The following is a 24,828-nucleotide window of genomic DNA, read 5'->3' on the forward strand; positions in this document are numbered from 1 at the left end:
CATCTCGTGGTCTTACTGACGCGACGAACGGGGACCCCTCCGGATCGACACGTCGGCCGAACTTTTTTCCGGGAAGTCGAGCCCGAGGGTGAACCGGCTGGTCGGGGCCGGTAGGCGTTGGCCGCGGCGGAAGAAGCGGACCCGGCGCGGGTCGGCCGCCTCGGCGCGCACGGCCGCCAGGTCGGCCTCGCCGGGCGGGCGGGCGACCGACGGGCCGGGCCGGTGGTCGAGCGGCGGTGGCGGCGGGTGGTCCTCGTCGGGCAGGGGAGGCCGGTCGACGCGGCACGCGACCAGGCCGGGCGTGTCGGGGACGTCCAGCGGGAACACCGGCGCGGGCCAGACGTAGTCGAGGTCGTCCGGGACGTCGGGGAACAGCGGGCGGTAGTGGTCGGGGTCCTTGCGCAGGAGCGCGGACCGGTGGCTGCGGTGCAGGTCGTCGTCACCGAGCCAGGGCGGGAGCAGCCCTTCGGCCAGGCACCACGACCACGTCGGCTCCCGGCCGCCGGTGTAGTCGAGGAACCCGGCGCGCAGGCCGTCGCGGTGGCCGCGCCGTCGCCACTCGTCGCACACGGCCACGCCGTAGGCGACCAGCGCGGGCGTGAAGCCGCGCCACATCAGCACCGCCGGGTGCCGCTTCCAGCCGTACTCGGGCCAGACCAGGGCGCGCAGGATCTGGGCGGTCTCCACGCGCTGCTTGCCGAGCCGCCGCGAGTCGAGCACGGCGGCGCTGCGGGCGAAGGTCGCGCACGGCAGGAACGTCTGCACCCCAGCCGGCTACCCCGCGTGCGGCCGGTCAAGCGCGTCGGTCGTCCGGACAGGCAAAAGACCGGTGGGCTGTTAGCCTGCGGCGGTGGAGTTCCAGCGCGCCCGGCGGCCCGAGCAGGTGGAGCAGCGGCGACGCACGATCCTCGACACGGCGTCCGCGATGCTGCGGGAGCGGTCCGTCGCCGACATCAGCCTGCGCGAGCTGAGCGACCGGGTCGGGCTCGCGAAGTCGAACGTGCTGCGGTACTTCGACAGCCGGGAGGCGATCTTCCTGGAACTGCTCGACCGGGAGTGGGGCGCCTGGCTGGACGAGGTCGAGGCCGCGGTGGCGCCGGCGGTCGAGGCCGAGGAGGTGGCGACCGCGATCGCGACCTCGCTGCTGCGCCGCCGGTTGCTGTGCGAGCTGGTCAGCGGCATGGCCGGGGTGCTGGAGCGCAACATCTCGGTGGACTTCGCGCGCGTGTTCAAGCGCCGGGCGCACGCGCACACGACCCGGTTGGCGGAGGTCGTGCGGGCCGGGGTGCCGGTGCTGGACGAGGCGGCGGCGCGGCACTTCGCCCGCGTGGTGCTGGTCATGACGGCCGGCCTGTGGCCGCACGCGAACCCGACGGACGCGGTGGCGCAGGTGATGCGGGAGCTGGGCGGACCGGCGGCGGGCGAGCTGGTGCGGGAAGGGCTGACGGAGGGCCTGGTGAACCAGCTGGTCGGCCTGGTGGCCCGGTCCGGACGCCCGCGGAGGCCGTAGGGTTCGGCGTCGTGAGGGCACTGGTGGTTCGCGGTGGCTGGGACGGGCACTCGCCGGTGGAGGCGACCGACGGGTTCCTGCCGTTCCTGCGCTCGTCGGGGTTCGCGGTGGACGTGTCGGACTCGCTGGAGGTCTACGACGAGCGCCTCGGCGGGTACGACTTGGTCGTCCAGTGCTGGAGCGACGGCGTGCTGACCGACGACCAGTTCACGTGCCTGGAAGCGGCGGTGCGCGGTGGGACGGGGCTGGTCGGGTGGCACGGCGGCCTGGTGGACGCGTTCCGCCACTCCCGCGGCTACCTGAGGTTGGTCGGTGGCCAGTTCGTCGACCACCCCGGCGGCTTCGTGGACCACCGGGTGGAGATCACCTCGACCCACCCGATCGTGGCCGGTCTCGAGGGGTTCGACCTGCGGACCGAGCAGTACTGGGTGCTGACCGACGGCCTCAACGACGTGCACGCGACCACGACCTTCGCCGCCGCCGAGCCGTGGCACACCCAGCTGACCGTGCCCGCCGTGTGGACCCGCCGCTGGGGCGCCGGCCGCGTCTTCGCCTGCACGATCGGCCACCACCCGGCCGACCTGGCCCTGCCCCCGGTCCGCACCCTGGTCGAACGGGGCCTGCTCTGGGCCGCCCGCCCCTGACCCCCGCGCGTGTCGAACGCCCAAGCCCCGCGTGTCCGACGCTCAGGAACCTTCACGGCCCGCGAGTCGAACGACCAGGACCCCCGCGGTCACCCGCCCGAGTCCGCCAACGCGGCGGGCTCCGAGTCGGCCAGGTTCTCCGGCAGCCTGAGGCCTTCGTGGAGCGGCACGAGCTCGGATTGCAGCACCAGAGCCGCCCCGCCGATCGCGGACGCCGTGGCGGCCGAACGGGACAGCCTCACGTCGACGCCGTGCGCCGCCCGCGAGAAGAACGTGCGGTCCAGCTCGTCCCGCACCACGGGCAGGTAGACCGAACCGGCGATGGCGAAGCTCGGCCCCGTCAGCACCAGGACCTCCAGGTCCATCACGTTCGCCAACGTCCGCGCCGCCACCGCGATGTACCGCGCCGACCGCTCCAGGATCGCCAACGCCGACGGCTCGCCCCGGCGCGCCGCCCGGCTCACCGCCGCGAAGTCCGACGACACCGACCGCGACCGCCCGGTCAGCCCCGCCGACCCGGCCAGCGCCGCGTCCGCCCGTGCGGCCGCCACCACGGCCGCCGGCCCGGCGAGCACCTCCACGCACCCGCGCGCGCCGCACCAGCACTCCGGCCCGTCCGCGTCCACGCAGATGTGGCCGATCTCCCCGGCGTTGCCGCTGCTGCCGCGGTAGGTGATGCCGTTGATGATCAGACCCGCGCCGATGCCCGTGCCCATGTACAACGCCGCCGAGATCGCCGTCCCGCCGATCCCGCCCGACCAGTGCTCGCCCAGCGCCGCCGCCGTGGCGTCGTTGTCCAGCACCACCGGCAGGCTCGTCTCCCGCTCCAGCTCGCGCGCGAGCGGGAAGTCCTCCCACTTGCGCATGGACGGCGGGGTCAGGCCCATGCCGGTGTCCGAGCTGAGCGGTCCGGGGGAGACCAGGCCGAGGCCCAGCACGCGGTTGTGCTCGACGCCGACGCCGTCGATCAGGCCCTTCACCTCGGCCGCCATCCGCGCCACCACGGTCCGCGGTTCCGCCGCGCCCGCGCCCGCCCTCGAAATGCGGGCCACGACCGATCCACCGAGATTGGTCAGCACGTACGTGATGCCCGCGTGGTCCAAGTGGACGCCGACGGCGTACCGGGAGGAGTGGTTGAGCTGGAGCAGGACCCGCCGCTTGCCGCCGGTCGACTCGGCCCGCCCGGTCTCGACCACCAGGCCCTCGTCGATGAGCTTGCGGACGACCGTCGAGATGGTGGCGCCGGTGAAACCGGTGGCGTTGATCAGGCCGACGCGGCTGATGGTGCCCGCCGCCCGGATCACGTCCAGCACGGCGGACTTGCTGCTCGCATGCTGCGTCGCCCGCGCCGGTCCGCTCACGTGGTCCCCCGCGTTGGTCTTAGTTCGTTCGTCGGACGAAGGGTAGCAACTTGACCGGCAGATGACGCCGAGGTGTTGACTTCGTTTCTTCGATGACTTAACAATCTGCCTCAACGCGGGACCGCGGCCGGTCTCGGGCCACGAGAGGAATCGACGATGTCCCTGAAGGCAAGGCGCTTCTCACGGGCGCGCATGGCGGCGGCCGGCCTGGCCGCGGTCGCCATGCTGGCGACCGCGTGTGGTGGATCGAGCGCCGGCAGTGACGCGAACAAGGACACGCTGGTCGTCTACACCGGCCAGGCCGGTGACTGGCAGCTGAACTTCAACCCGTTCTCGCCCACCCTGATCGAGGGCCCGGGCACGATCTTCGAACCGCTGTTCTTCTTCAACAACATCCGCGACGTCGAGCCGCGGCCCCGCCTGGGCAAGAGCTTCCAGTGGAACGCCGACGGCACCCAGCTCGACATCGAGCTGCGCGACGACGCCAAGTGGACCGACGGGCAGAAGTTCACCGCCAAGGACGTCGTCTTCACCCTCGACATGGTCTCCAAGAACCCGACCATGAACAGCACGGGCTACAAGGGCACGGCGACCGCGGTCGACGACACGCACGTGTCGGTCAAGTTCACCGAGCCGTCCTACATGGAGGGCCCGCAGGTCCTCGGCAAGATCTTCATGGTCCCCGAGCACAAGTGGAAGGACATCGCGACCCCCGCGACCGACGTCATCAAGGAGCCCGTCGGCACCGGCCCGTTCATGCTGGACGAGTTCAAGGCCCAGGCGTTCACGCTCAAGTCGAACCCCGACTACCACTCCGGTGAGCCTGCCCTGAAGAAGGTCCGCTACCTGGCGCTGTCGGGCAACCAGTCCGGCGAGGCCGCGCTGAGGGCCGGCCAGATCGACTGGCAGACCGGCCCCGTCCCGGACATCGCCGACGTCGAGAAGAACTACCCGGGCTACAAGGCCATCACCATCCCGATGAACCAGGTCGCGCTCTTCACCTGCTCCAACGCCGCCCTGGGCTGCCAGGGCCCGCAGACCGACGTGGCCGTGCGCAAGGCGATCTACTACGCCCTCAACCGCACCCAGATCAACTCGCTCGCGTTCGAGAACACCGCGAGCGAGGTGTCCCCGGGCGCCGCGCTGCTGGAGCGCGACAAGGACCAGATCTCCTCGAAGCTCAAGGAGAAGACCGCGCCGATGCAGCCCGACGAGGCCAAGGCCACGCAGCTGCTTGAGGCCGCCGGCTACGCCAAGGGCGGCGACGGGATCTACGCCAAGGACGGCAAGCCGCTGACCATGACCCTCAAGGTCGTCGCCGGCTGGACCGACTACATCACCGCGGTCGACACGATGTCCCAGCAGCTGCAGAAGGTCGGCATCAAGGTGACCGCGCAGCAGCTGTCCTGGAACGAGTGGTCCGACGCGCGTGGCCGCGGCGAGTTCGAGCTGCTGATCGACTCGCTGCACCAGGGCCCGGCGCCCGACCCGTTCTACAACGCGTCCTACTTCTTCAGCACCGCGACCACGGCCAAGGTCGGCGAGGTGGCGAACCCGAACTTCTCCCGGTTCTCCGACCCTCAGGTCGACGCCGCGCTCGCCGGGCTCAAGGGCGTGAACCCGACCGACGACGCCGCCCGCCGGCCCTTCCTGGACACCATCCAGACCAGGATCGAGGAGTCGATCCCGTACATCCCGGTCCTGACCGGCGGCACGACCAGCGAGTACAACGCCAAGAAGTTCACCGGCTGGCCCACCAAGGACGACCTCTACGCGTTCCCGGCGGTCTGGGCGCGCCCGGAGGCGTCGGAGATCTACCTGAAGCTCAAGCCGGCCGGCCAGTGAACGACTGATCGAGGCGATAGGCGGACCGATGAGGTACTACGCCCGAAAGTTCGCGTTCTACCTGGTCGCCCTCTGGGCGGCGCTGACGCTGAACTTCTTCATCCCGAGGCTCATGCCGGGCAACCCGGTGGACATCCTCATGGCGAAGCTCGCGCAACGCGGCGGAACCGTGGACCCATCGGCCCGCAGGGCGTACGAGCTGCTGCTCGGCACGAACAGCGGCGAGTCGCTCTTCCAGCAGTACATCTCGTACCTGGGCAACATGTTCCGGGGTGATCTGGGCATATCGGTGAGCGCGTTCCCCGCGCCGGTGTCCCAGATCATCTCGGAAGCCCTGCCGTGGACCCTGATGCTCGTCGGCATCGCGACGTTCCTGTCGTTCGCCCTCGGCATCGTCCTCGGCGCGTTCGTCGGCTGGCGGCGCGGCACCTGGCTCGACGGCCTGGTGCCCGCCACCACCGTGCTGGCCGCCGTGCCGTACTTCTGGCTGGCGCTGATCCTGGTCGCGCTGCTGTCCTCGGCGTGGGGCTGGTTCCCGCTGCAAGGCGGCTACGACGTGATCCTCACGCCCGGCTGGAACGCCGAGTTCATCGGCTCGGCGATCTACTACGGCACGCTGCCCGCGCTGACCATCGTGATCTCGTCGGTCGGCGGCTGGCTGCTCGGCATGCGCAACATGATGGTGTCCGCCACCGCCGAGGACTACGTGCTCACCGCCAAGGCCAAGGGCCTGCGCGACTCGCGGATCATGATCAAGTACGCGGCCCGCAACGCGGTGCTGCCGTCCGTGGCCGGTTTCGCCATCTCGCTCGGGTTCGTGGTGGCCGGCTCCATCATCACCGAGCAGGTGTTCTCCTACCCGGGCATCGGGTCCAAGCTCCTGCAAGCGGTGCAGAACAACGACTACGCCCTCATGCAGGGCATCTTCCTGGTCATCACGGTCGCCGTGCTCGGCGCGAACCTCGTGGTCGACCTGCTCTACGCCGTCATCGACCCGCGCACCCGCGTCAGCGGCTGAGAAGGAGAACGGACACCGTGACGAATCTCAGTGCTGTCACCGTCGAGGCTCCGCGCGGGCGGGCCGGGTGGCGGTCCATGCTGCCGCGCTGGTCGCCCAAGCTCGGCGTCGGCCTGGTCCTGATCGGGCTGATCACGTTCATCGGCCTGGTCGGCCCGCTCCTGGTCGGCGACCCGAACGCGATCCGGGACGTGGGCCTGACCGGGCCGGGCGGCGAGTTCTGGCTCGGCACCACGCAGACCGGCCAGGACATCGTGGCGCAGCTCGCGTACGCGACCAGGGGCTCGCTGTACATCGGCCTGATGGTCGGCGTGATGGCGACCGCCCTGTCGGCCCTGTTCGGCATCGTCGGCGCCTACATCGGCGGGTACGTCGACGAGGGCTTCTCCCTGTTCTCCAACGTGATGCTGGTGATCCCCGGCCTGCCGCTGGTGATCGTCATCTCCGCGTTCGTGCCCGCCGACCAGCGCGGCTCGTGGACGATCGCGGTGGTGCTCGCGATCACCGGCTGGGCCGCGTCGGCACGGGTGCTGCGCGCCCAGACGCTGTCGCTGCGCAACCGCGACTACGTGGCCGCGGCCAAGGTCTCCGGCGAGAAGCCGTGGCGCGTCATCACCGTCGAGATCCTGCCGAACCTGCTGCCGCTGCTGGCCTCGCAGTTCGTGTTCTCGGTGATCTACGCGATCCTCAGCGAGGCCGGCCTGTCGTTCCTCGGCCTGGGCGCCTCCAACTCCTCCACGCTCGGCACGATGCTCTACTACGCCCAGAACGGCTTCGCGCTGCAACGCGAGGCGTGGTGGTGGTTCGTCCCGCCGGGCCTGATCATCGCCCTGTTCGGCTGCGGCCTGGCGCTGGTCAACTTCAGCATCGACGAGATCATCAACCCGAAGCTGCGCGACATCCCCCGGCGCGCCGAGGCCGATGCCGACCGGCCGGCCGAGCCCGTGGCGCGCGCGGACGACGACGTGGTGCTCACCGTGAACGACCTGTCCGTCGTGTACCAGGTGGAGAAGCCGGTGCACGCGGTCAAGGACGTGTCGATCACGTTGCGGCGCGGTGAGATCCTCGGCCTGGCCGGCGAGTCCGGCTGCGGCAAGACGACGCTGGCCTACGCGATCAACCGGCTGCACCGGCCGCCCGCCGAGGTGACCACCGGCTCGGTCACGTTCCACGACCGCGAGGGCGGCGACATCGACGTGCTCGCGCTCACGCCGGGCGAGCTGCGGGCGTTCCGCTGGTCGAAGCTGTCGATGGTGTTCCAGGGCGCGATGAACGCGCTCAACCCCGTCATCACGGTCCGGGCGCAGCTCGACGACGTGCTCACCACGCACCGCCCGGAGATGACCAAGGCCCAGCGCAAGGCCAAGTGCGAGGAGGTGCTCAAGCTGGTCGGCGTCGACGTGCGGCGGCTCAGCTCCTTCCCGCACGAGCTGTCCGGCGGCATGCGGCAGCGCGTGATGATCGCCATGGCGCTGCTGCTCGACCCGCAGGTCATGATCATGGACGAGCCGACCACCGCGCTGGACGTCGTCGTGCAGCGCGGCATCCTGCGCGAGATCCTGCGGCTGCGCGACGAGATCGGCTTCGCCGTCCTGTTCATCACCCACGACCTGCCGCTGCTGCTCGAACTCGCCGACCGCATCGCCGTGATGAAGGACGGCGAGGTCGTCGAGTACGCCACCGCGCAGGACATGTTCGAGCAGCCCGCGCACCCCTACACCCGCCAGCTGCTCGACTCGTTCCCCAGCCTGACCGGCGAACGCGGCTCGTTCGTCCGCTCCGGCGAGCAGCTGACGCCGGTCGACCGGTCCGGCGAGCCCACCCCGTCCGGAGGCGTTCGATGACCACGTTGGAAGCGCGCGAGCTGGTCAAGGACTTCCACGTCCGGGTCGGCCTGCGGCGGGTGCGGCTGCGCGCGGTGGACAACGTCTCGTTCACCCTCACGCCCGGCCGCACGGTCGCGCTGGTCGGCGAGTCCGGCTCGGGCAAGTCCACCATCGCCCGGATGATCGCCCGGCTGGAGAAGCCCAGCGGCGGCGCGATCACGCTCACCGGACCGGACGGCGCGAAGGTGCCCGAACGCGCGTACCGGGACAACGTGCAGATGGTGTTCCAGGACCCGTTCGCGTCGCTGAACCCGTTCCACACCATCGAGCACCACCTGGCGCGGCCGTTGAAGCTGCACGGCCGGCCGCATGGCTGGGACGACGTCGTGCAGCTGCTGGAGCGCGTGTCCCTGCCCGGCCGAGACGTCGCCGGGCGGCGACCGCACGAGCTGTCCGGCGGCCAGCGCCAGCGGGTGGCGATCGCGCGGGCGCTGGCGCCGGGCGCGAAGGTCGTGGTGGCCGACGAACCGGTGTCGATGCTGGACGTCTCCATCCGGCTGGGCGTGCTGAACCTGATGGCCCGGTTGCAGCGCGAGGAGAACCTGGCCGTCCTCTACATCACGCACGACCTGGCCACCGCGCGGCACTTCTCCGACGACATCCTCGTGCTCTACAAGGGGCGCGTGGTCGAACGGGGACCGGCCGACGAGGTGATCCTCAACCCGCAGCACCCGTACACCAAGATCCTCGCCTCCGCCGCGCCGAACCCCGAGGCGCGCGGCCGTGCCGTCGAGATCGACCCGGCGGACGTGGAACGGGCCGGCGCCGCCGCCGCGTACGACCACAACACCGGGGCGTGGGAGGAAGTCGCGAAATGACGGTCACCTGGTCCACCGGCGCGATCAGGCTGCTGCTCACGCACGGGGACGACCGTCCGGTGAGCCTGCTCTCGCTGCGCCCCGACGGGCCGGTCGAGGGGATCGGGGTGCCGCTGGTCGAGGTCCAGGCCATCGGGCACGGCCGGTTCCCCGGCAGCCACCGCTACGCCGACACCGCGATCGGCGCCCGCCTGCGCCACCGCTCGCACACCGCGTCCGCGGACGAGCTGCGGGTCGTGCAGCACGACCCGGTGAGCGGGCTGGTGGTGACGTCGGTGTTCCAGGGCGTCGCCGGCGTGCCCGCGGTGCGGACGTGGACCGAGGTGGAGGTCGAGGGCGAGCCGGCCCACCTCCAGGCCGTGACGTCGCTGTCCACCGGGGCGTTCCTGGTGGACAGCGGCCGTTCGGTGGACGAGGTCGACCTCGTGCACGCCGACTCCGACTGGGTCGCCGAGTCGCGCTGGCACCGCACGCCGCTGCGCGAGGCCGGCTTGGTGGCGATGGACCCGACCGTGCACCACCACGCGTCGCGCAGCCGGTTCGCGCTGACCTCGCGCAGCTCGTGGTCCACGGGCGAGCACCTGCCGACCGGCGTGCTGGTGGCGCGGGACGACAGCTGGGCCCTCGCGTGGCAGATCGAGCACAACGGCGCGTGGCACTTCGAGGTGGGGGAGACCGTCGCCGGCGCGTACCTGGCGCTGCTGGGGCCCAGCGACGGCGAGCACCAGTGGGGTCGCGTGGTGTCCGAGGGCGACGGCTTCACCACCGTGCCCGTGTCGGTGGCGATCGCCGCCGGCGGCGTGGACGAGGCGATCGGCGCGTTGACGCGGCAGCGGCGGGCGACGTTGCGCAACCGGCGCGCGCCCGAGCTGCCGGTGATCTTCAACGACTACATGAACACCCTCATGGGCGACCCGACCACCGAGAAGCTGCTGCCGCTGATCGACGCGGCGGCCGAGGTGGGCGCGGACTACTTCTGCGTCGACGCCGGGTGGTACGACGAGGACGGCAAGTGGTGGGACAGCGTCGGCGAGTGGCGGCCGTCGCGGACCCGGTTCCCGAACGGCTTCGGCGAGGTCGCCGACCGGATCCGGGAGCGCGGGATGGTGCCCGGCATCTGGCTGGAGCCCGAGGTCGTCGGCGTGCGGTCGGCGCTGGCCCGGTCGTTGCCGGACGAGGCGTTCTTCCAGCGCCAGGGCGCGCGGGTGGGCGAGCACGGCCGCTTCCACCTGGACTTCCGGCACCCGGCCGCGGTCCGGCACGTGGACGAGGTGGTCGACCGGCTGGTCGAGGAGTTCGGCGTCGGGTACGTCAAGCTGGACTACAACATCATGCCCGGCGCGGGCACCGACGTCGGCGGGGTGGCGCCGGGTGACGGCCTGCTCGGGCACAACCGGGCGCACCTGGCCTGGTTGGACGCGCTGCTGGCCCGGCACCCGGGGCTGCTGCTGGAGAACTGCGCGTCCGGGGCCATGCGGATGGACTACGCGATGCTGTCGCGGCTGCACCTGCAGTCGACTTCGGACCAGCAGAACCCGTTGCTGTACCCGCCGATCGCCGCCGCCGCGCCCGCGTCGGTGCTGCCGGAGCAGGCCGGGAACTGGGCGTACGCGCAGCCGGGGATGACGCCGTCGGAGGCCGCGTTCACCTTGGCCACCGGCGTGCTGGGTCGCCTGTACCTGGCCGGCCGGGTCGACCTCATGGACCCGTCGCAACGGGCTCTGGTCGCCGAGGCGGTCTCGGTCCACAAGGGACTGCGGCCGGAGATCGCCACGTCGGTCCCGTTCTGGCCGCTCGGCCTGACCGGCCGCGCCGGCGCGTGGGTGGCGCAGGGGCTGCGCGCGCCGGCGAACAGCTACGTGACCGCGTGGCGGCTGCCCGACGCGCCACCGGCCGCGGACCTGCCCGTGCCGCACCTGCGCGGCCGGGACGTCGCGGTGTCCCCGGTGTTCCCGGTGGCGTCACCGGAGTGGGCCTTCGAGTGGCACGCGGAACGAGGGGTGCTGCGTGCCACCCACAGCGGCGCCACGCCGTCGGCGGTCGTCGTGAGGCTGGGCGCCTGATCGCGTCAGGGCAGCCGGGGCTCGACCAGTTCGGCGACCCGCATCGCCATCGGGCACGGGTCCTCGGCCGGGCTGCCCGAGTTCAGCACCACGTCGACCCGGGACGACGCCGTGACGCCGATGAAGATCCCGCAGCTGCCGGTCGCGCCCACGGCCTGCTTGGCCTGGTGGCGGCCGATCACCTGCTCCTGCACCACGTTGCCGCTCGACTGGACCTGGTCCAGCCCGGACGTGGTCCGGATGCCCACACCCAGCAGGGCCTGCCGGGGCGAGAAGTTGCACACCCGCGCCGAACCGAGCTGCTCCACCACCGGCTCGGCGGTCTGCGCGCCGGTGACCTGCTCGGCCTCGGCCTTGGTGAGCAGGTCGCACGGGTCGGCGCCGTCCAGCGGGCCGCCCCGCGACGGCCCGACCGCGGGCGCGGTGGCCGGTCGCGACGAGCCGTCGGAGGTCGGGCCGGACGGGCTCTCGGCGGGCCCGCCGCAGGCGACGGCCGAGAGCAGGACCGCGACGGCGGCCAGCGTGGTGCGAGGGTTCACTGGGTCGTTCCCCGGTCGGTCAGGGCGGGAGGGCGCGCCGCCGGCGGTCCGGTCGGTCCTCGCCCCGGTGACGCTCACGACCGGGACCGACGCTTCGGTCCGCCGACCGTAGCGCACGTTCTGGGAGCGCTACCAGACCTGCGTCCGCCGAGCCGACGACCGCGACGGCCGCCCAGGCGGACGGCCGTCGCGCGGCACGCGCCGCTAGACCGCCGTGGCCCGCACCAGCACCAACCGCTCCGGGTGCTGCACGGGAGCCTGCACGCCCGCCGTGTCGAGCACCCGGCCCGGCAGCGTCACGCCGTCCTGCCACCACGGCAGGCGCACGCCCCAGTTGTCGGCGTTGCCGTCGGGCACGTCGCCGGGCGCCAACGGGCGCACGTGGTACGTCCGGTCCGCGGACAGGCCCGGCAGCCGCACCGGCCCCGGCGGGTAGAGCCGGGACGTGGCCAGCGCGACGATCGCGAACACGGCGTCCGACCCGTCCTCCGCCACCACCCCGTGCACCTCGATCGCCGGGTCCGGGTGGTCGCCGTGCACCGACACGCCGGAGTGCAGCAGCGGCCGCAGCTCCTTGTACAGGGCCACCCACGACCGCAGCCGCTCCAGGTCCGACTCCGACGCCGCGGTCAGGTCCCACTCGATGCCGAAGTGGCCGAACAGCGCCGTGCCCGCCCGGAAGTCGATCGGGTGCTGCCGGTGCGTGGTGTGCGACGTCCCCGAGCCCACGTGCGTCCCCATCAGCTCCAACGGGATCAGCGCGTTCGTCCACCGCTGCATCGACTGCCGCTCCAGCGCGTCGATGCAGTCCGACACCCACACCCGGTCCGTGCGCTCCAGGATCTCCAGGTCCACCCGCCCGCCGCCGGACGAGCACGACTCGATCTCCACGCCGGGGTGTCGCCGCCGCAGCTCGTCCAGCAGCCGGTAGACGGCCGCCGTCTGGCCGTGCACCCCCGCCCGGCCGGTCGGCCGGTGCCCGGCGTCCACCAGGTCCCGGTTGTGGTCCCACTTCAGGTAGGACACCGGGTACTCGGTGAGCAGCGCGTCCAGCCGCTCCAGGATGTGCGCGAACGCCTCCGGCCTGGCCAGGTCGAGCACCTGCTGGTGCCGTGCCGTGCCGGGCAGCCGGTCGCCCGCCGCCATGATCCAGTCCGGGTGCGCCCGGGCCAGCTCCGAGTCCGGGTTGACCATCTCCGGCTCGACCCAGATGCCGAACTGCATGCCCAACCCGGTCACGTGGTCGGTCAGCGGCCCGAGCCCGTCCGGCCACACCTCGTCGGAGACGTACCAGTCGCCGAGGCCGCGCCGGTCGTCGCGCCGCGACCCGAACCAGCCGTCGTCCAGCACGAACCGCTCCCCGCCGACCGACGCGGCGGCGTCCGCCAACGCCTTCAGCCGGCCCAGGTCGTGGTCGAAGTACACGGCCTCCCAGGTGTTCACCACGACCGGCCGGGGCGAGGAGGGGTGCGACGCGCGCGAGCGCAGGTGCCGGTGGAACCGCGCCGACACCTCGTCCAGCCCTCGCCCGTACGACGCGTACTGCCACGGCGAGGTGTACGACTCGCCGGGCCCCAGCACGACCTCGCCGGACAGCAGCAGCTCACCCGACCCGAGCAGGGACACGGAGTGGTAGTTCTTCTCGGCGAACGTCCGGTGGTTGCCCGACCAGGCCGTGTGCACGGCCCAGATCTCGCCCGAGCGGTTGCCGAACCCGGCGGTGCCCGCGGCGAGCAGGTACGCCGAGTCGTAGCCGGTCCGACCGGTCCGGTTCTCGCGCACGTGCAGGCCGTGGTTCCACGCCGTGCGCTGCGGGCTGCGCTCCCGCGTCCAGCGCCCCGTGAAGTCCAGGAGCTCGACCGCCTGCGGCGGCGCGGGCAGGGTCAGGTTCACCGCGTCCACGGCGAAGTCGGACGACCCGGTGTTGGTCAGCACGGCCCGCTGCCGCACCAGCCCGGACGGCGTCAGCTCGATGACCAGTTCCAGCCCGAGCCCGGCGACCTCGTCCACCGCGCGGACCGCGGGACCGTCCACCGACACCACGCGGAACGCGGTCGAGAAGTCCCGCCCGCCCCGGTTGCCGACGATTCCCGGCGTGCCCAGCCAGCCCGCCGACTGCTCCGGCAGCACGGCCACGTCCACCGCGCCGTCGACCGAGAAGCCGATGGGGTGCGGAGACTGCGCGACCAGCACCGCGGCCAACTCCGCCGAGGTGAGTTCGCCCAGGTCAGCGCCCCAATGGCGGACCCGGGGGAGGGTGCTCCCGGAGAAGTCGAGCACCAGGCTCACACCCGCGGCCCGCAGGTGCGTCACGTCTGCCACTTGTGGTCTTCCTCTCTGGTGGTGAACCTCGTTGACTTACTTTAGTTGCTGGCGTAAGAATCGCCATACCTTGAACGTCACACGGCAGAAACCCACCGCCACCGCCCGAAAAGAGGAACGATGATTCGCACGACCTTGCACGACGGGTGGCGCCTGAGCGCGGTGGGTGGGCCGATCCCGGCGGTCGTCGCCGACCGCTCGGTGCCCGCCGCCGTGCCCGGCAGCACTCATCTCGACCTCCTCGCGGCGGGCCTGATCCCCGAGCCCTACCTGGACACCAACGAGGCCGAGCTGGCCTGGATGCACCGCGCCGACTGGCGCTACGAGCTGACCTTCGAGGCCGAGGCCGCGAAGCCCGGCGAGAAGGTCGAGATCGCTTTCGACGGCCTCGACACCGTCACCACGGTCGAGCTCAACGGCCACGTCCTCGGCCACACGGCGAACATGTTCCGCTCGTACCGCTTCGACGTGCGCGAGCACCTCAAGGACGGCGCGAACGACCTCGTCGTCACCTTCCACTCCGCCCTGGCCTACGCCGAGGAGCAGGAGGAGAAGCTGGGCCGGCGCGACCGCGCCTACCCGCACCCGATGAACGCCCTGCGCAAGATGGCCTGCTCGTTCGGCTGGGACTGGGGCCCGGACCTGCAGACCGCGGGCATCTGGAAGCCGGTGCGGCTGGAGCGCTGGACCGAGGCGCGCCTGGCGCGGGTGCGCCCGCTCGTCACGGTGGACGCGGACGGCACGGGCCGGGTCGAGGTGCACGTCGAGGTCGACCGCGCCGGCGACACCGACCTGACCGCGATCGCGACCGTGGCCGGCGTCGAGCAGCGCGTCCGGGTCGAGGGCGACTCCGCCGTGGTGACCGTCGAGGTGCCGGACGTCGACCTGTGGTGGCCCGTGGGCTACGGCGACCACCCCCTCTACGACTTGGCCGTCATCCTCCAGTCCGGCGGCGAGGACGTCGACCGCGCCGACCGCCGCGTCGGCTTCCGCACCATCACCGTCGACACGACGCCCGACGAGGTCGGCACGCCGTTCACGTTCGTCGTCAACGGCAAGCCGGTGTTCGCCAAGGGCGCCAACTGGATCCCGGACGACCACTTCCTCACCCGCGTCACCCGCGACCGCCTGGCCCACCGGGTCGACCAGGCCGTCGACGCCAACATGAACATGCTCCGCATCTGGGGCGGCGGCATCTACGAGACCGAGGACTTCTACGACGTCTGCGACGAGCGCGGCGTGCTGGTGTGGCAGGACTTCCTGTTCGCCTGCGCCGCGTACGCCGAGGAATCGCCGCTGTGGGAAGAGGTCGAGGCCGAGGCGCGCGAGAACGTCGCCCGCCTGACCTCGCACGCGTCCCTGGCGCTGTGGAACGGCAACAACGAGAACCTGTGGGGCTTCGCCGACTGGGGCTGGGCGGAGCAGCTGCAGGGCCGCACCTGGGGCCTCGGCTTCTACACCGACCTGCTGCCGAAGATCGTCGCCGAGCTCGACCCGACCCGGCACTACTCGCCGGGCAGCCCGTACAGCCCGGGCGAGCTCCACCCGAACGAGGACACCCACGGCACGCGCCACGAGTGGGAGGTCTGGAACCGGATCGACTACACCCACTACCGCGACCACACCCCGCGGTTCTGCTCGGAGTTCGGCTTCCAGGGCCCGCCGACCTGGGCGACGCTCACCAAGTGGGTGCACGACGAGCCGATGACGCCGACCTCGCCCGCGTTCCTGCTGCACCAGAAGGCCGAGGACGGCAACGGCAAGCTCGACCGCGGCCTCGCGCCGCACCTGCCCGCGCCGGCGGAGTTCCCGGACTGGCACTGGGCGACCCAGCTCAACCAGGCTCGCGCGGTCGCGTTCGGCGTCGAGCACTTCCGCTCGCACTGGCCCCGCACGGCGGGCGCGCTGGTGTGGCAGCTCAACGACTGCTGGCCGGTGACCTCGTGGGCCGCGATCGACGGCGAGGAGCGGCTCAAGCCGCTGTACTACGCGCTCAAGCACGCCTTCGCGCCACGCCTGCTGACCGTCCAGCCGCGTGACGGGGTGGACGCGCTCATCGCGGTCAACGACACCGACGAGGCCTGGACCGGCGACGTCGCGCTGGAGCGCCAGACGTTCACGGGCGAGGTGCTCGCGGCGGCTAAACTCCCGCTCGACGTGCCGGCGAGGTCGGTGGCGCGGCTCGACCTGGCGGCCGAACTGATCACGCCGGGCGACCCGAAGGGGGAGGTGCTGGTGGTGAGCACGGCCGAAGCGCGCACCGCGCACCTGTTCCGCGAGGACCTGGAGCTGGCCTACGACCCCGCGCCGCTGACCGCCGAGGTGCGGCGGGTGGACGGCGGGTACCGGGTGGACGTCACCGCGTCCTCCTTCGCCCGTGACGTCGCGCTGCTGGCCGACCGGGTCGCCGAGGACGCCGTCGTCGACGACACCCTGGTCACCCTGCCCGCCGGCGGCACGCACTCGTTCCTGGTCCGGACCGCGGCCGAGCTGGCCGACCCGGCCGCGCTGACCGGTCCGCTGGTGCTGCGCTCGGCCAACGACCTGTGCGCGGTGCGGACATGACGACCGGTTCGACCGGCGCCGTCGGCCTGGTCCTGGCCCGCCCCGCGCGGCTGCTGGGCGCGGAGCCGTTCTTCATGGAGTTCATCGCGGGCATCGAGGAGCGGCTCGCCGAGGGCGACCGGTCGGTGCTGCTGCACGTCGTGGGCGCCGAGGACGCGGAGATCGCCGCCTACCGCAGGTGGGCGGCGCGCGGCCTGGTCGACGCGGTCGTGGTCGTCAACCGCACGGTGGACGACCACCGGCCGGCGGTGCTGCGCGAGATGGGCCTGCCCGCGCTGTACGTGGGCGAGCCGGACGAGCTGGCCGTGCCCGCGGTGCGCACCGACGACGCGGGCCCCGTGCGGGAGGCGTTGGCGTACCTGCTCGACCTCGGGCACCGGCGCATCGCCCGGGTCAGCGGCCCGACCACGCTGCTGCACACCAGGGCGCGCACCGCCGCGCTGCTCGAGGGTTGCGCGGAGGCGGGCATCGAGCCCGTCGTGCTGGAGGGCGACTACTCCGAGGAGTCGGGGGCGAAGCTCACCACCGCGCTGCTCGACTCCCCGGAGCCGCCGACCGCGATCCTCTACGACAACGACGTGATGGCCGTGGCGGGCCTCAACGTCGCCAAGGAACTCGGCGTCGCCGTGCCCGACCGGCTCAGCCTGGTGGCGTGGGACGACTCGTCGCTGTGCCGGCTCGCGTCACCCGCCCTGACCACGATGAGCGTGGACGTGCACCAGTTCGGCGTCACGGTCGCCGAGTCGGTGCTGGAGCTGATCGAGGGCGTCGAGGTCGCCGAGCGCTGGTCGCCCAAGCCCACGCTCATCGCGCGGGAGAGCACCCGATAGAAGGATCCCCATGACCCACCACGCCGCCGAGTCGCGGTACGACGCCATGCCCTACCGCCGGTCCGGCCGCAGCGGGCTCAAGCTGCCCGCCGTGTCGCTCGGCCTGTGGCACAACTTCGGGCACGACAAGCACCTCGACGGCCAGCGGGCCATCCTGCGCCGCGCGTTCGACCTCGGCGTGACGCACTTCGACCTGGCCAACAACTACGGGCCGCCGCCCGGCAGCGCCGAGGAGAACTTCGGCCGGCTGTTCGCGGCGGACTTCCGGCCGTACCGCGACGAGATCCTGGTGTCCTCCAAGGCCGGCTACCACATGTTCGACGGCCCGTACGGCGAGTGGGGCTCCCGCAAGTACCTGGTCAGCTCATTGGACCGGTCGCTGGCGCGGATGGGCTTGGACTACGTCGACATCTTCTACCACCACCGGCCCGACCCGGACACCCCCATCGAGGAGACGATGGGCGCGCTGGACCACGTCGTCCGCTCGGGCAAGGCGCTGTACGCCGGCATCTCGAACTACTCGGCGGAGCAGACCGCGGAAGCGGCCCGGGTGCTGCGCGAGCTGGGCACGCCGCTGCTGATCCACCAGCCGTCGTACTCGATGTTCAACCGGTGGGTCGAGGACGGCCTGCTGGACGTGCTGGCCGAGGTCGGCGCGGGCAGCATCGCGTTCTCGCCGCTGGCGCAGGGCGTGCTGACCGACCGCTACCTCGACGGCGTGCCGGCGGGTTCGCGCGCGGCGGGCGCCTCGCCGTTCCTCTCGGCGTCCAACCTGGACGACGCGACGCTGGCGAAGGTGCGCGCGCTCGACGAGATCGCGAAGCGGCGCGGGCAGACGCTGGCGCAGCTGGCGATCGCATGGGTGCTGCGCAACGTGACCTCCGCGCTGATCGGCGCCTCCAGCGTGAAGCAGCTGGAGGACAACGTGGCCGCGACGGCGAACCTGGCGTTCGAGGCCGACGAGCTGACCGAGATCGAACGGCACCTCTGACGTCCCGCGCAGCGTGAGATGAACCGCTTCAGCGCTGCTGTCAACGCCTCTTGACGAAACTTTGCTTAACCGCTTAACTAAGTCCCATGGGGCAAGCACTCGACCCGGTCGCGGTCGCCATCGACATCGGCGGCACCAAGCTCGCCGCGGCCTTGGTCGAGTCCGACGGCACCGTCCTGGCCCGCCGCACCACGGCGACGCCCGCGGGTGACGCGGAGGCGGTCTGGGGCGGCCTCGCGGGAGTTCTCGACGAACTCCTCGCCGCCGCCCCGGACCGCACCGTGCTCGGCGCGGGCATCGCCTCGGCCGCGCCGATGGACCTGCGCACCGGCACGATCAGCCCGGTCAACATCCCGGGCTGGCGCGACTTCCCGATCACCGCCCGCGTCGGCGAGCTGCTGCCCGGCCTGCCGGTCCGGCTCGGCGGCGACGCGCTGTGCATGGCGCTGGCCGAGTACCACCACGGCAACGGCCGCGGCAGCGGGTGCCTGCTCGGCATGGTCGTGTCCACCGGCATCGGCGGCGGGTTCGTCTTCGCCGGCCGGCCGCACTTCGGCGCCACCGGCAACGCGGGCCACGTCGGCCACTTCGTGGTCGACCCGACCGGCCCGCTGTGCGGCTGCGGCGCGAACGGCTGCTCCGAGGCCTTCGCCAGCGGCCCGTCGATGGTGCGCTGGGCGTTGGAGCAGGGCTGGCAGCCGCTCGGGGGCACGGCGGACGGCGTCGCGCTCGCCGCGTCGGCCAGGGTGGGCGACCCGACCGCGGCGGCGGCGTTCCGCCGTTCCGGCGCGGCGGTCGCCCAGGTCATCACGGTCGCCTCCGCGTTGTGCGAGGTCGACCGCGTGGTCATCGGCGGTGGGGTCGCGCAGGCCTGGGACCTGCTCGAACCCGCCATCACGCAGCCGCTCGCGGACTACGCGGGGCTGGCGTTCATGCGCCGGGTCGACGTGCTCCCGGCGACGTTGGGCGTCGACTCGGGACTGATCGGGGCCGCGGCGCTGCTCGCGGACGACCGCGTCCCGTCCGTGCCCGTGGGAATCTGAGGACACACCGTGCGCAAGCTGGACACCACCGTCCGGGAGTACCACTGGGGTTCGCGGACCGCGCTGGCCGAGCTGCGCGGCGAACCGTCGCCCAGCGCCGTGCCGCAGGCCGAGCTGTGGGTCGGCGCGCACCCCGACGACCCGTCCCGGCTGGCCGACTGCGACGTGCCGCTGGACGCCTACCTCGCCGCCAACCCCGCCGGCCTGCTCGGGCCGGCCGGCCTGGCCGCGTTCGGGCCGCGGCTGCCGTTCCTGCTCAAGGTGCTGGCCGTGGACGCGCCGCTGTCGTTGCAGGTGCACCCGAACCGCGAGCAGGCCGCGGTCGGGTTCGCCGAGCACGGCTACCGCGACGACCGGCCCAAGCCGGAGGTCCTGGTGGCGCTGACCGAGTTCGAGACGCTGTCCGGCTTCCGCCGCCCTGACGAGACCGCGGCGCTGCTGGACGAGCTGGGCCTGCCGTCGCTGGCCCCGATGCGGGCCGAGCTGTCGGTCTGCCACACGTGGGGAGCGCTGCGCTGGGCGTTGCAGACCGCGGACGCGGCCCTGGTCGCGGAGGTGGCGACGGCCGCGGCGCGCGTGCCCGCGCTGGCGCACGTCGCGGCACTGGCCGAGGTCTACCCGGAGGACGCGGGCGTGGTGGCGGCGTTGCTGCTCAACGCGGTGAAGCTGCGGCCGGGGCAGGGTGTCTACGTGGGCGCGGGGGTGCTGCACGCCCACCTGCGCGGCACGGGCGTCGAGCTGATGGCGAACTCCGACAACGTGCTGCGCGCGGGCCTGACCACCAAACCGGTCGACGTGCCCGCGGTGCTGTCGCTGGTGGACCACGAGAGCGGGCCCGCGGCCGTGCTCGACGGCGAGGGCGACGGCCCGGTGAGGACCTACCGGACGCCCGACCCCGAGTTCCGCCTGCACGCCGTGCGGCCGGGCGCCGTGCTGCCCGGTGCCGGCCCACAGCTCCTGTTGTGCACCAAGGGTTCCGTCGTCGTCAGGCGCGGCGGTGACGAGGTCGCGCTGCGCGGCGGTGAGTCGGCGTTCCTGCCGCACAGCGCCGACGCGGCCGAGGTCTCCGGCGACGGCGAGGCGTTCTGGGCGACCACGAACCTCGGCTGACGCGGGTGAGCACACGGGCGCGGGCTGGTTCGCCGCACCCGTGTGCTCGTTCCCACTGCGCTACCGGGGTTGTTGCCGGCAGGTCCTACTGGAAGTTCACGTCACTGCACAGGTAGTAGGCCTGGTCCATGTGGCTGGCCTGCCAGATCGTGAACACCACGTGGCGGCCGGTGCGGCTGCCCGCGTTGACCTGGGCCTGGTAGAGGCCCGTGGTGCCGTAGCGACCGGTCGAGGTGACCAGCTCCAGGTCGCTCCAGCGCAGCGGCGTGGTCGCGGTGTTGACGCCCTGGCGGGTGATGTAGATGCGCAGGTAGTCCGCGCCGTGCCGCGCCTGGTCGGTGATGGTCAGGGTGAACTGGCGCGGCTTGGTGGCGGTGTTCCACGCGCCGACCGCGTCGAGCGCCCGGTAGCGGCCGCTCTCGGCCAGGCCACCGCTGCACAGCTGGCCGTTCGGCAGGGCGCCCTGGTGGTTGCCGCCGACACCGTTGCGGTAGAGGCCGTTCCAGTTCCACATCGCGTTCGGGTCGGCCTTCCAGGCCTGCGCGCACATCGGGTCCGTCTGACCCATGTTCGGGTTCAGGTGGTCGCTGCCCCAGCGCTGGAAGCAGCCGTAGTTGCGCGACGGCGGGTCGGTGACCGAGCCGTGCGCGCTCGCGACGCCTGATGCGCCCACCAGGGTGACGACGCTGGCCGCGAGGACCGCGAGGACCGAGCTGAAGACGCCGATCACCGATCGGGTACCGCGTCGGAAGGTCATGTGTGTGAGTCCTCCACGTTGAGGATGACCGAGTACAGGGCTGGGAGCGCTCCCAGATCCCAAGGTAGCGAACCGCACACCGTCTGTGAACCCCATCCGCGCACGAAGCTGATTCGTTCCAGTTGGGCACCCGAACGGCCCAACCACCACCCCCGCCCGCGCGTCTCGAACGCCCGGAACCCGCGTGTCGGACGCTCAAGACCCCCGAATTCAACGTTCAGGACGCCGTCACTACCGGTAGTAGCCCTCCACCGGAACGGTCGCCTCCGCCAGCAGCGCCGGCCCTTCCTGCGGCACGGGCGCGAAGCCGCCACCCGGCTTCAGCGCGTTCAGCTGCTCGGTCGACAACGCGAACACCACCCGCCCCAGCCCCGACCGCTCGATCGCGCCCACGCACATCCCGCACGGCTGGCAGCTGGTGAACATCGTCGTCCCGGCCGCCACCTCCGGCGCGAGCGACCGCGCCGCCCACCGCGCCAGCTTCAGCTCCGGGTGCGCGGTGATGTCGTCGTCCGTCAGGCTGGTGTTGCGCTCCTCCATCAACACCGCGCCGTCCGGCCCCACCAACAACGACCCGAACGGCGGGTTGCCCGACGCGCGCGCCTCCGCCGCCAGCTCGATCGCCCTGTGCAAGCTCATCGGAACTCCTTTCGCACCGTGGCCAAAGCGTGCCACGCGACTTCGGGGTGGACGGTCTCCTGCGGATCCCCGACGAACGGGTCCAGCACCACGGCCGCCGCGCCGGACGACCGCAACTCCGCCAGGTCGCCCAGGACCTGCGCCACGGTGCCCTCGCCCAACCGCCGCTCCGGCCCCAACTCGTCGGACGTGATGTGCAGCAGAACGCGGGGGGTCAAGGCGGGCAACGGTTTCCCCTCCGCCTCCGCGATGACCTTCAACCGCGCCAACGCCTCCCGGTACCCCGAAGGCGTGAGCCGCAAGCTGTGCCACGCGTCCCCGAGCCGAACGGCCCGCCGCAGCGCCGCGTCGGAGTGCCCGCCCACCCAGATCGGGATCCGCCCGGCCCGGTAGTCCGACTCGTCGCGCCACGCCTCCCGCACCACCCGCAGACCCTCGTCGGTCAACCGGCCGCGTTCGGCGAAAGGCACACCCAGCGCCTCGTACTCCTGCCGCGCCCACCCCACGCCGACGCCGAGCACGAACCGACCGCCGGACAGCTCGTTCACGTTCGCCGCCATCCGCGCCACCAGCAACGGGTGCCGGTAGGGCAGCACGAGCACGGTGGTGCCGAGCCGGATCCGCGACGTCACCCCGGCCAGCCACGCCAGCGCGGTGAACGGCTCGTAGAACGGGGCCGGGTACTGCTCGGCCACGTCCGGCGTGACGGCCACGTGGTCGGACACCATCAAGAGGTCGAAGCCGAGGCCCTCGACCGTCCGCGCCCAGTCCCGCAGCACGTCCGGCGAGGTGCCCGGCCCGAAGTTCGGGACGTTCACACCGATCTGCACGGCGCCAACGCTATGCGGAATCCCGGCGATCCTGAAGAGACTTCCCCCTGCCTGAGGCGGCTTCCACCGCAAATTCCACGGTAAAGTCCGCCCATGACCGGGAACCTCGATCCGACCGACTGGTCCATCCTCGCCGAGCTGCAACGCGACGGCCGGATCGCGCTCAGCGAGCTGGGCCGCCGGGTCAACCTGAGCGCCTCGGCGACCACCGAACGCGTCCGCAGGCTGGAGTCCGCCGGCGTGATCACCGGCTACCGGGCCGAGGTCGACCTGGCCAAGGTCGGCTACGCCGTGCTCGCCGTCGTCCGCCTGAAGTACCCGGGCAACCGCCACGAGCCGCTGCACGCGCTGCTCGCCGACCGCCCCGAGATCCTGGAGTGCCTGCGCACCACGGGCGACGACTGCTACACGCTCAAGGTCGCCGCCACGTCCATGCCGCACCTGGAGCAGGTGGTCAACGACCTGACCGGCTTCGGCAGCACGACCACGAACATCGTCTACAGCCAGACCCTGCCGTACCGGGGCGTGGCGCCGGCGTAGCGCGACGGCACACCCCGGTCCCGGCTACCGCCAGGCCACCGCCGGCGCGCACGTCGCCGGGTCGAGGTCGCGCGCACCCGCCACGATCACCCCGTCCGGGCGCACCCAGCACTTGGTCGGGTCCCACTGGTCGCGCCACTCGCCGAGCAACGCGCCCTGCGCGTCATAGGCGTGGACGACCCCGAGCCGGTCCCACCCCTCCGGCATGTCCCAGTCGGCCGGGTGCGCGATGCGGGCCACGAACGTGCCGTTGGCCAACCGCGCCTCCACCGACCGGCCGCCGTGCAGGTAGACGACCTTGGCGACCTGGTCCGTCACCCGTCCCACCGCCAGGTCGTAGCCCAACTGGTCGGCGTACTCCGCCTTGCCGCCCGCACCGCCGTTCGACGAGGCCACCTCGTCGAGCGCGAGCACGCCGGGCAGCCACGCCGAGTCCCAGACCAGCCGGGCGGCCGCGTTGTACGGCATCACCGGACCGTCGACGGTGCAGCCCACCTGCTCGCTCGACGTGTAGAGCAGGGCGAACGCGCCGACGTCGTCGGTGACGTACTGGTGCAGCACCGCCTTGCCGGGCCGCAGCGTGCTCTCCATGCAGCCCCGCTCGATCTCGCCGATGCGTTCGGCGGACAACCCCGGCACCACCGGCGGCCCGGCCGGCGCGGCGGACGTCGTGGTCGTCACCACCACCTGGCTCGCCGCGGTCCCCTCGCCACCCTGCCGCGCCGGCACCACGACCGCGACCAGGGCGACCACGGCCGCCGCCGCGACACCGGCCGTGAGCAGGGGCGCGAACCGGACGGCGCGGCGACCGCCGGTCACCTCCTGCTCCAGCCGCGCGCGGATCTGCGCCCGGCGACGGGGCGGAACGTCCCGGGTCGGGGGGAGTGCGTGGTTCATCGGTCCTCCAGGGTGAGCGCGGGAACGGCGACGACCGGCGCGGCGCCCAGCCTGCGGGTCAGCCGGGCCTTCGCCTTGCTGACCCTGGCCCGGACGCTGACCTCGGCGATGCCGAGCACGCCGGCGGCGTCGGCGTACGACACGCCGGACCACACGCACAGCGCGAGCGCTTCCCGTTCGTTGCGGGGCAGTTCCTCGACGGCGGCCAGCAGCAACGCCATCCGCCGCTGGTCGTCGACCCGCTCGGCCACCTGGTCGGCGTGGTCGGGGACTGGGGTCTCCACCGGCGCCTTGCGGAACAGCCGCAGCCGACGCGCCACCGTGCGCCGGTCGCTGCGCACCACGTTCGTGGCCACGGCCAGCAGCCACGGCAGGGCGGAGTCGTGCTCCAGCCGCAGCCGGTCGCGCTTGCGCCAGGCCACCAGGAACGTGTTCTGCAGGTGGTCCTCGGCCGCCGCCCACGACGCGGTCAGCCGGAAGCAGTGGTTGTAGACCGCCTTGGCGTGCCGGTCGAACAGCACGCCGAAGGCCGGCCCGCTCCCTGCCGCGGCCTGTGACCACAGGGTGCGGTCGTCATCGGTCGTCATGTCCTGCTTGTGCCCACCAGCCGAGGAGGTGTT

General features: G+C 72.3%; 22 protein-coding genes. 13 read left to right on the forward strand and 9 right to left on the reverse strand.

The window, feature by feature from the left end; genetic code table 11:
• Positions 1-12 precede the first annotated feature (12 nt).
• Complete coding sequence (locus ABTZ99_RS18820; RefSeq protein ID WP_499612582.1) at positions 13-765, reverse strand: MSMEG_6728 family protein; 753 nt, start codon at positions 763-765, stop codon at positions 13-15.
• Between the two features lie 85 nt (positions 766-850).
• Between ABTZ99_RS18820 and ABTZ99_RS18825 the strand changes: the two genes are divergently transcribed.
• Both ABTZ99_RS18825 and ABTZ99_RS18830 read left to right on the forward strand, forming a co-directional pair.
• On the forward strand, positions 851-1,510 hold the full coding sequence (locus ABTZ99_RS18825) for a TetR/AcrR family transcriptional regulator (protein ID WP_499612584.1): 660 nt from the start codon (positions 851-853) through the stop codon (positions 1,508-1,510).
• 11 nt (positions 1,511-1,521) lie between these two features.
• On the forward strand, positions 1,522-2,154 hold the full coding sequence (locus ABTZ99_RS18830) for a ThuA domain-containing protein (protein WP_499612586.1): 633 nt from the start codon (positions 1,522-1,524) through the stop codon (positions 2,152-2,154).
• 89 nt (positions 2,155-2,243) lie between these two features.
• Here the strand turns inward: ABTZ99_RS18830 and ABTZ99_RS18835 are convergent, their stop codons facing one another.
• On the reverse strand, positions 2,244-3,515 hold the full coding sequence (locus tag ABTZ99_RS18835; protein WP_498785963.1) for an ROK family transcriptional regulator: 1,272 nt from the start codon (positions 3,513-3,515) through the stop codon (positions 2,244-2,246).
• A gap of 156 nt (positions 3,516-3,671) precedes the next feature.
• On the opposite strand from ABTZ99_RS18835, the gene ABTZ99_RS18840 reads away from it, so the two are divergent.
• Genes ABTZ99_RS18840 through ABTZ99_RS18860 form a run of 5 tightly spaced genes read left to right on the forward strand, consistent with a single transcriptional unit; the run spans position 3,672 to position 11,145 of the window.
• Positions 3,672-5,360, forward strand: coding sequence for an ABC transporter substrate-binding protein (locus ABTZ99_RS18840; RefSeq protein ID WP_498785965.1), 1,689 nt, complete (start codon positions 3,672-3,674; stop codon positions 5,358-5,360).
• A gap of 28 nt (positions 5,361-5,388) precedes the next feature.
• Positions 5,389-6,378, forward strand: a complete 990-nt coding sequence (locus ABTZ99_RS18845) for an ABC transporter permease (protein ID WP_498785966.1) — start codon at positions 5,389-5,391, stop codon at positions 6,376-6,378.
• 17 nt (positions 6,379-6,395) lie between these two features.
• The gene (locus tag ABTZ99_RS18850) at positions 6,396-8,222 is read left to right on the forward strand and encodes a dipeptide/oligopeptide/nickel ABC transporter permease/ATP-binding protein (protein WP_498785968.1); all 1,827 of its coding nucleotides are present in this window, start codon (positions 6,396-6,398) and stop codon (positions 8,220-8,222) included.
• Positions 8,219-9,082, forward strand: a complete 864-nt coding sequence (locus ABTZ99_RS18855) for an ABC transporter ATP-binding protein (RefSeq protein ID WP_498785970.1) — start codon at positions 8,219-8,221, stop codon at positions 9,080-9,082. Before ABTZ99_RS18850 ends, ABTZ99_RS18855 begins: the two co-directional genes overlap by 4 nt.
• Positions 9,079-11,145 (forward strand): glycoside hydrolase family 36 protein, encoded by a 2,067-nt coding sequence (locus ABTZ99_RS18860; RefSeq protein WP_499612589.1) that lies wholly within the window; start codon positions 9,079-9,081, stop codon positions 11,143-11,145. Before ABTZ99_RS18855 ends, ABTZ99_RS18860 begins: the two co-directional genes overlap by 4 nt.
• Positions 11,146-11,150: 5 nt before the next feature.
• On the opposite strand, the gene ABTZ99_RS18865 is transcribed toward ABTZ99_RS18860, so the two are convergent.
• A complete protein-coding gene (locus ABTZ99_RS18865; protein ID WP_499612591.1) occupies positions 11,151-11,684 on the reverse strand; it encodes a DUF3558 domain-containing protein in 534 nt (177 codons plus the stop codon).
• A 204-nt stretch (positions 11,685-11,888) separates the two neighbouring features.
• Positions 11,889-14,006, reverse strand: coding sequence for an alpha-galactosidase (locus tag ABTZ99_RS18870; RefSeq protein WP_498784662.1), 2,118 nt, complete (start codon positions 14,004-14,006; stop codon positions 11,889-11,891).
• A gap of 120 nt (positions 14,007-14,126) precedes the next feature.
• Between ABTZ99_RS18870 and ABTZ99_RS18875 the strand changes: the two genes are divergently transcribed.
• The 5 genes from ABTZ99_RS18875 (at position 14,127) to manA (ending at position 20,545) form a co-directional block, all read left to right on the forward strand.
• Positions 14,127-16,571 (forward strand): glycoside hydrolase family 2 protein, encoded by a 2,445-nt coding sequence (locus ABTZ99_RS18875; RefSeq protein ID WP_499612594.1) that lies wholly within the window; start codon positions 14,127-14,129, stop codon positions 16,569-16,571.
• Positions 16,568-17,401: a LacI family DNA-binding transcriptional regulator gene (locus tag ABTZ99_RS18880; RefSeq protein ID WP_499612596.1), complete on the forward strand. Its 834-nt coding sequence runs from the start codon at positions 16,568-16,570 to the stop codon at positions 17,399-17,401. Before ABTZ99_RS18875 ends, ABTZ99_RS18880 begins: the two co-directional genes overlap by 4 nt.
• 10 nt (positions 17,402-17,411) lie before the next feature.
• Complete coding sequence (gene mgrA, locus ABTZ99_RS18885; RefSeq protein WP_499612598.1) at positions 17,412-18,392, forward strand: L-glyceraldehyde 3-phosphate reductase; 981 nt, start codon at positions 17,412-17,414, stop codon at positions 18,390-18,392.
• A gap of 86 nt (positions 18,393-18,478) precedes the next feature.
• The gene (locus ABTZ99_RS18890; protein ID WP_499612600.1) at positions 18,479-19,435 is read left to right on the forward strand and encodes an ROK family protein; all 957 of its coding nucleotides are present in this window, start codon (positions 18,479-18,481) and stop codon (positions 19,433-19,435) included.
• A 9-nt stretch (positions 19,436-19,444) separates the two neighbouring features.
• Positions 19,445-20,545: a mannose-6-phosphate isomerase, class I gene (manA, locus tag ABTZ99_RS18895; RefSeq protein ID WP_498784672.1), complete on the forward strand. Its 1,101-nt coding sequence runs from the start codon at positions 19,445-19,447 to the stop codon at positions 20,543-20,545.
• Positions 20,546-20,630: 85 nt separating this feature from the next.
• Here manA and ABTZ99_RS18900 read toward each other — a convergent pair whose 3' ends face one another.
• From ABTZ99_RS18900 to ABTZ99_RS18910, 3 genes are all read right to left on the reverse strand, one after another.
• Entirely contained in the window at positions 20,631-21,302 is a 672-nt protein-coding gene (locus tag ABTZ99_RS18900) for a lytic polysaccharide monooxygenase auxiliary activity family 9 protein (RefSeq protein ID WP_498784674.1), read from the reverse strand.
• Positions 21,303-21,533: 231 nt separating this feature from the next.
• The gene (locus ABTZ99_RS18905) at positions 21,534-21,941 is read right to left on the reverse strand and encodes a nucleoside deaminase (RefSeq protein WP_498784676.1); all 408 of its coding nucleotides are present in this window, start codon (positions 21,939-21,941) and stop codon (positions 21,534-21,536) included.
• Complete coding sequence (locus tag ABTZ99_RS18910; protein ID WP_498784678.1) at positions 21,938-22,771, reverse strand: LLM class flavin-dependent oxidoreductase; 834 nt, start codon at positions 22,769-22,771, stop codon at positions 21,938-21,940. The genes ABTZ99_RS18905 and ABTZ99_RS18910 overlap by 4 nt, the downstream gene beginning before the upstream one ends.
• Positions 22,772-22,864: 93 nt before the next feature.
• Here ABTZ99_RS18910 and ABTZ99_RS18915 point away from each other — a divergent pair, with 93 nt between their 5' ends.
• Complete coding sequence (locus tag ABTZ99_RS18915; RefSeq protein ID WP_498784680.1) at positions 22,865-23,311, forward strand: Lrp/AsnC family transcriptional regulator; 447 nt, start codon at positions 22,865-22,867, stop codon at positions 23,309-23,311.
• A gap of 24 nt (positions 23,312-23,335) precedes the next feature.
• Here the strand turns inward: ABTZ99_RS18915 and ABTZ99_RS18920 are convergent, their stop codons facing one another.
• Entirely contained in the window at positions 23,336-24,208 is an 873-nt protein-coding gene (locus ABTZ99_RS18920; protein ID WP_499612604.1) for a hypothetical protein, read from the reverse strand.
• Entirely contained in the window at positions 24,205-24,795 is a 591-nt protein-coding gene (locus ABTZ99_RS18925) for an RNA polymerase sigma factor (RefSeq protein WP_498784684.1), read from the reverse strand. Before ABTZ99_RS18925 ends, ABTZ99_RS18920 begins: the two co-directional genes overlap by 4 nt.
• Positions 24,796-24,828 lie beyond the last annotated feature (33 nt).

This window comes from Actinosynnema sp. NPDC002837 (genome assembly GCF_040295345.1).
Lineage (GTDB): Bacteria > Actinomycetota > Actinomycetes > Mycobacteriales > Pseudonocardiaceae > Actinosynnema.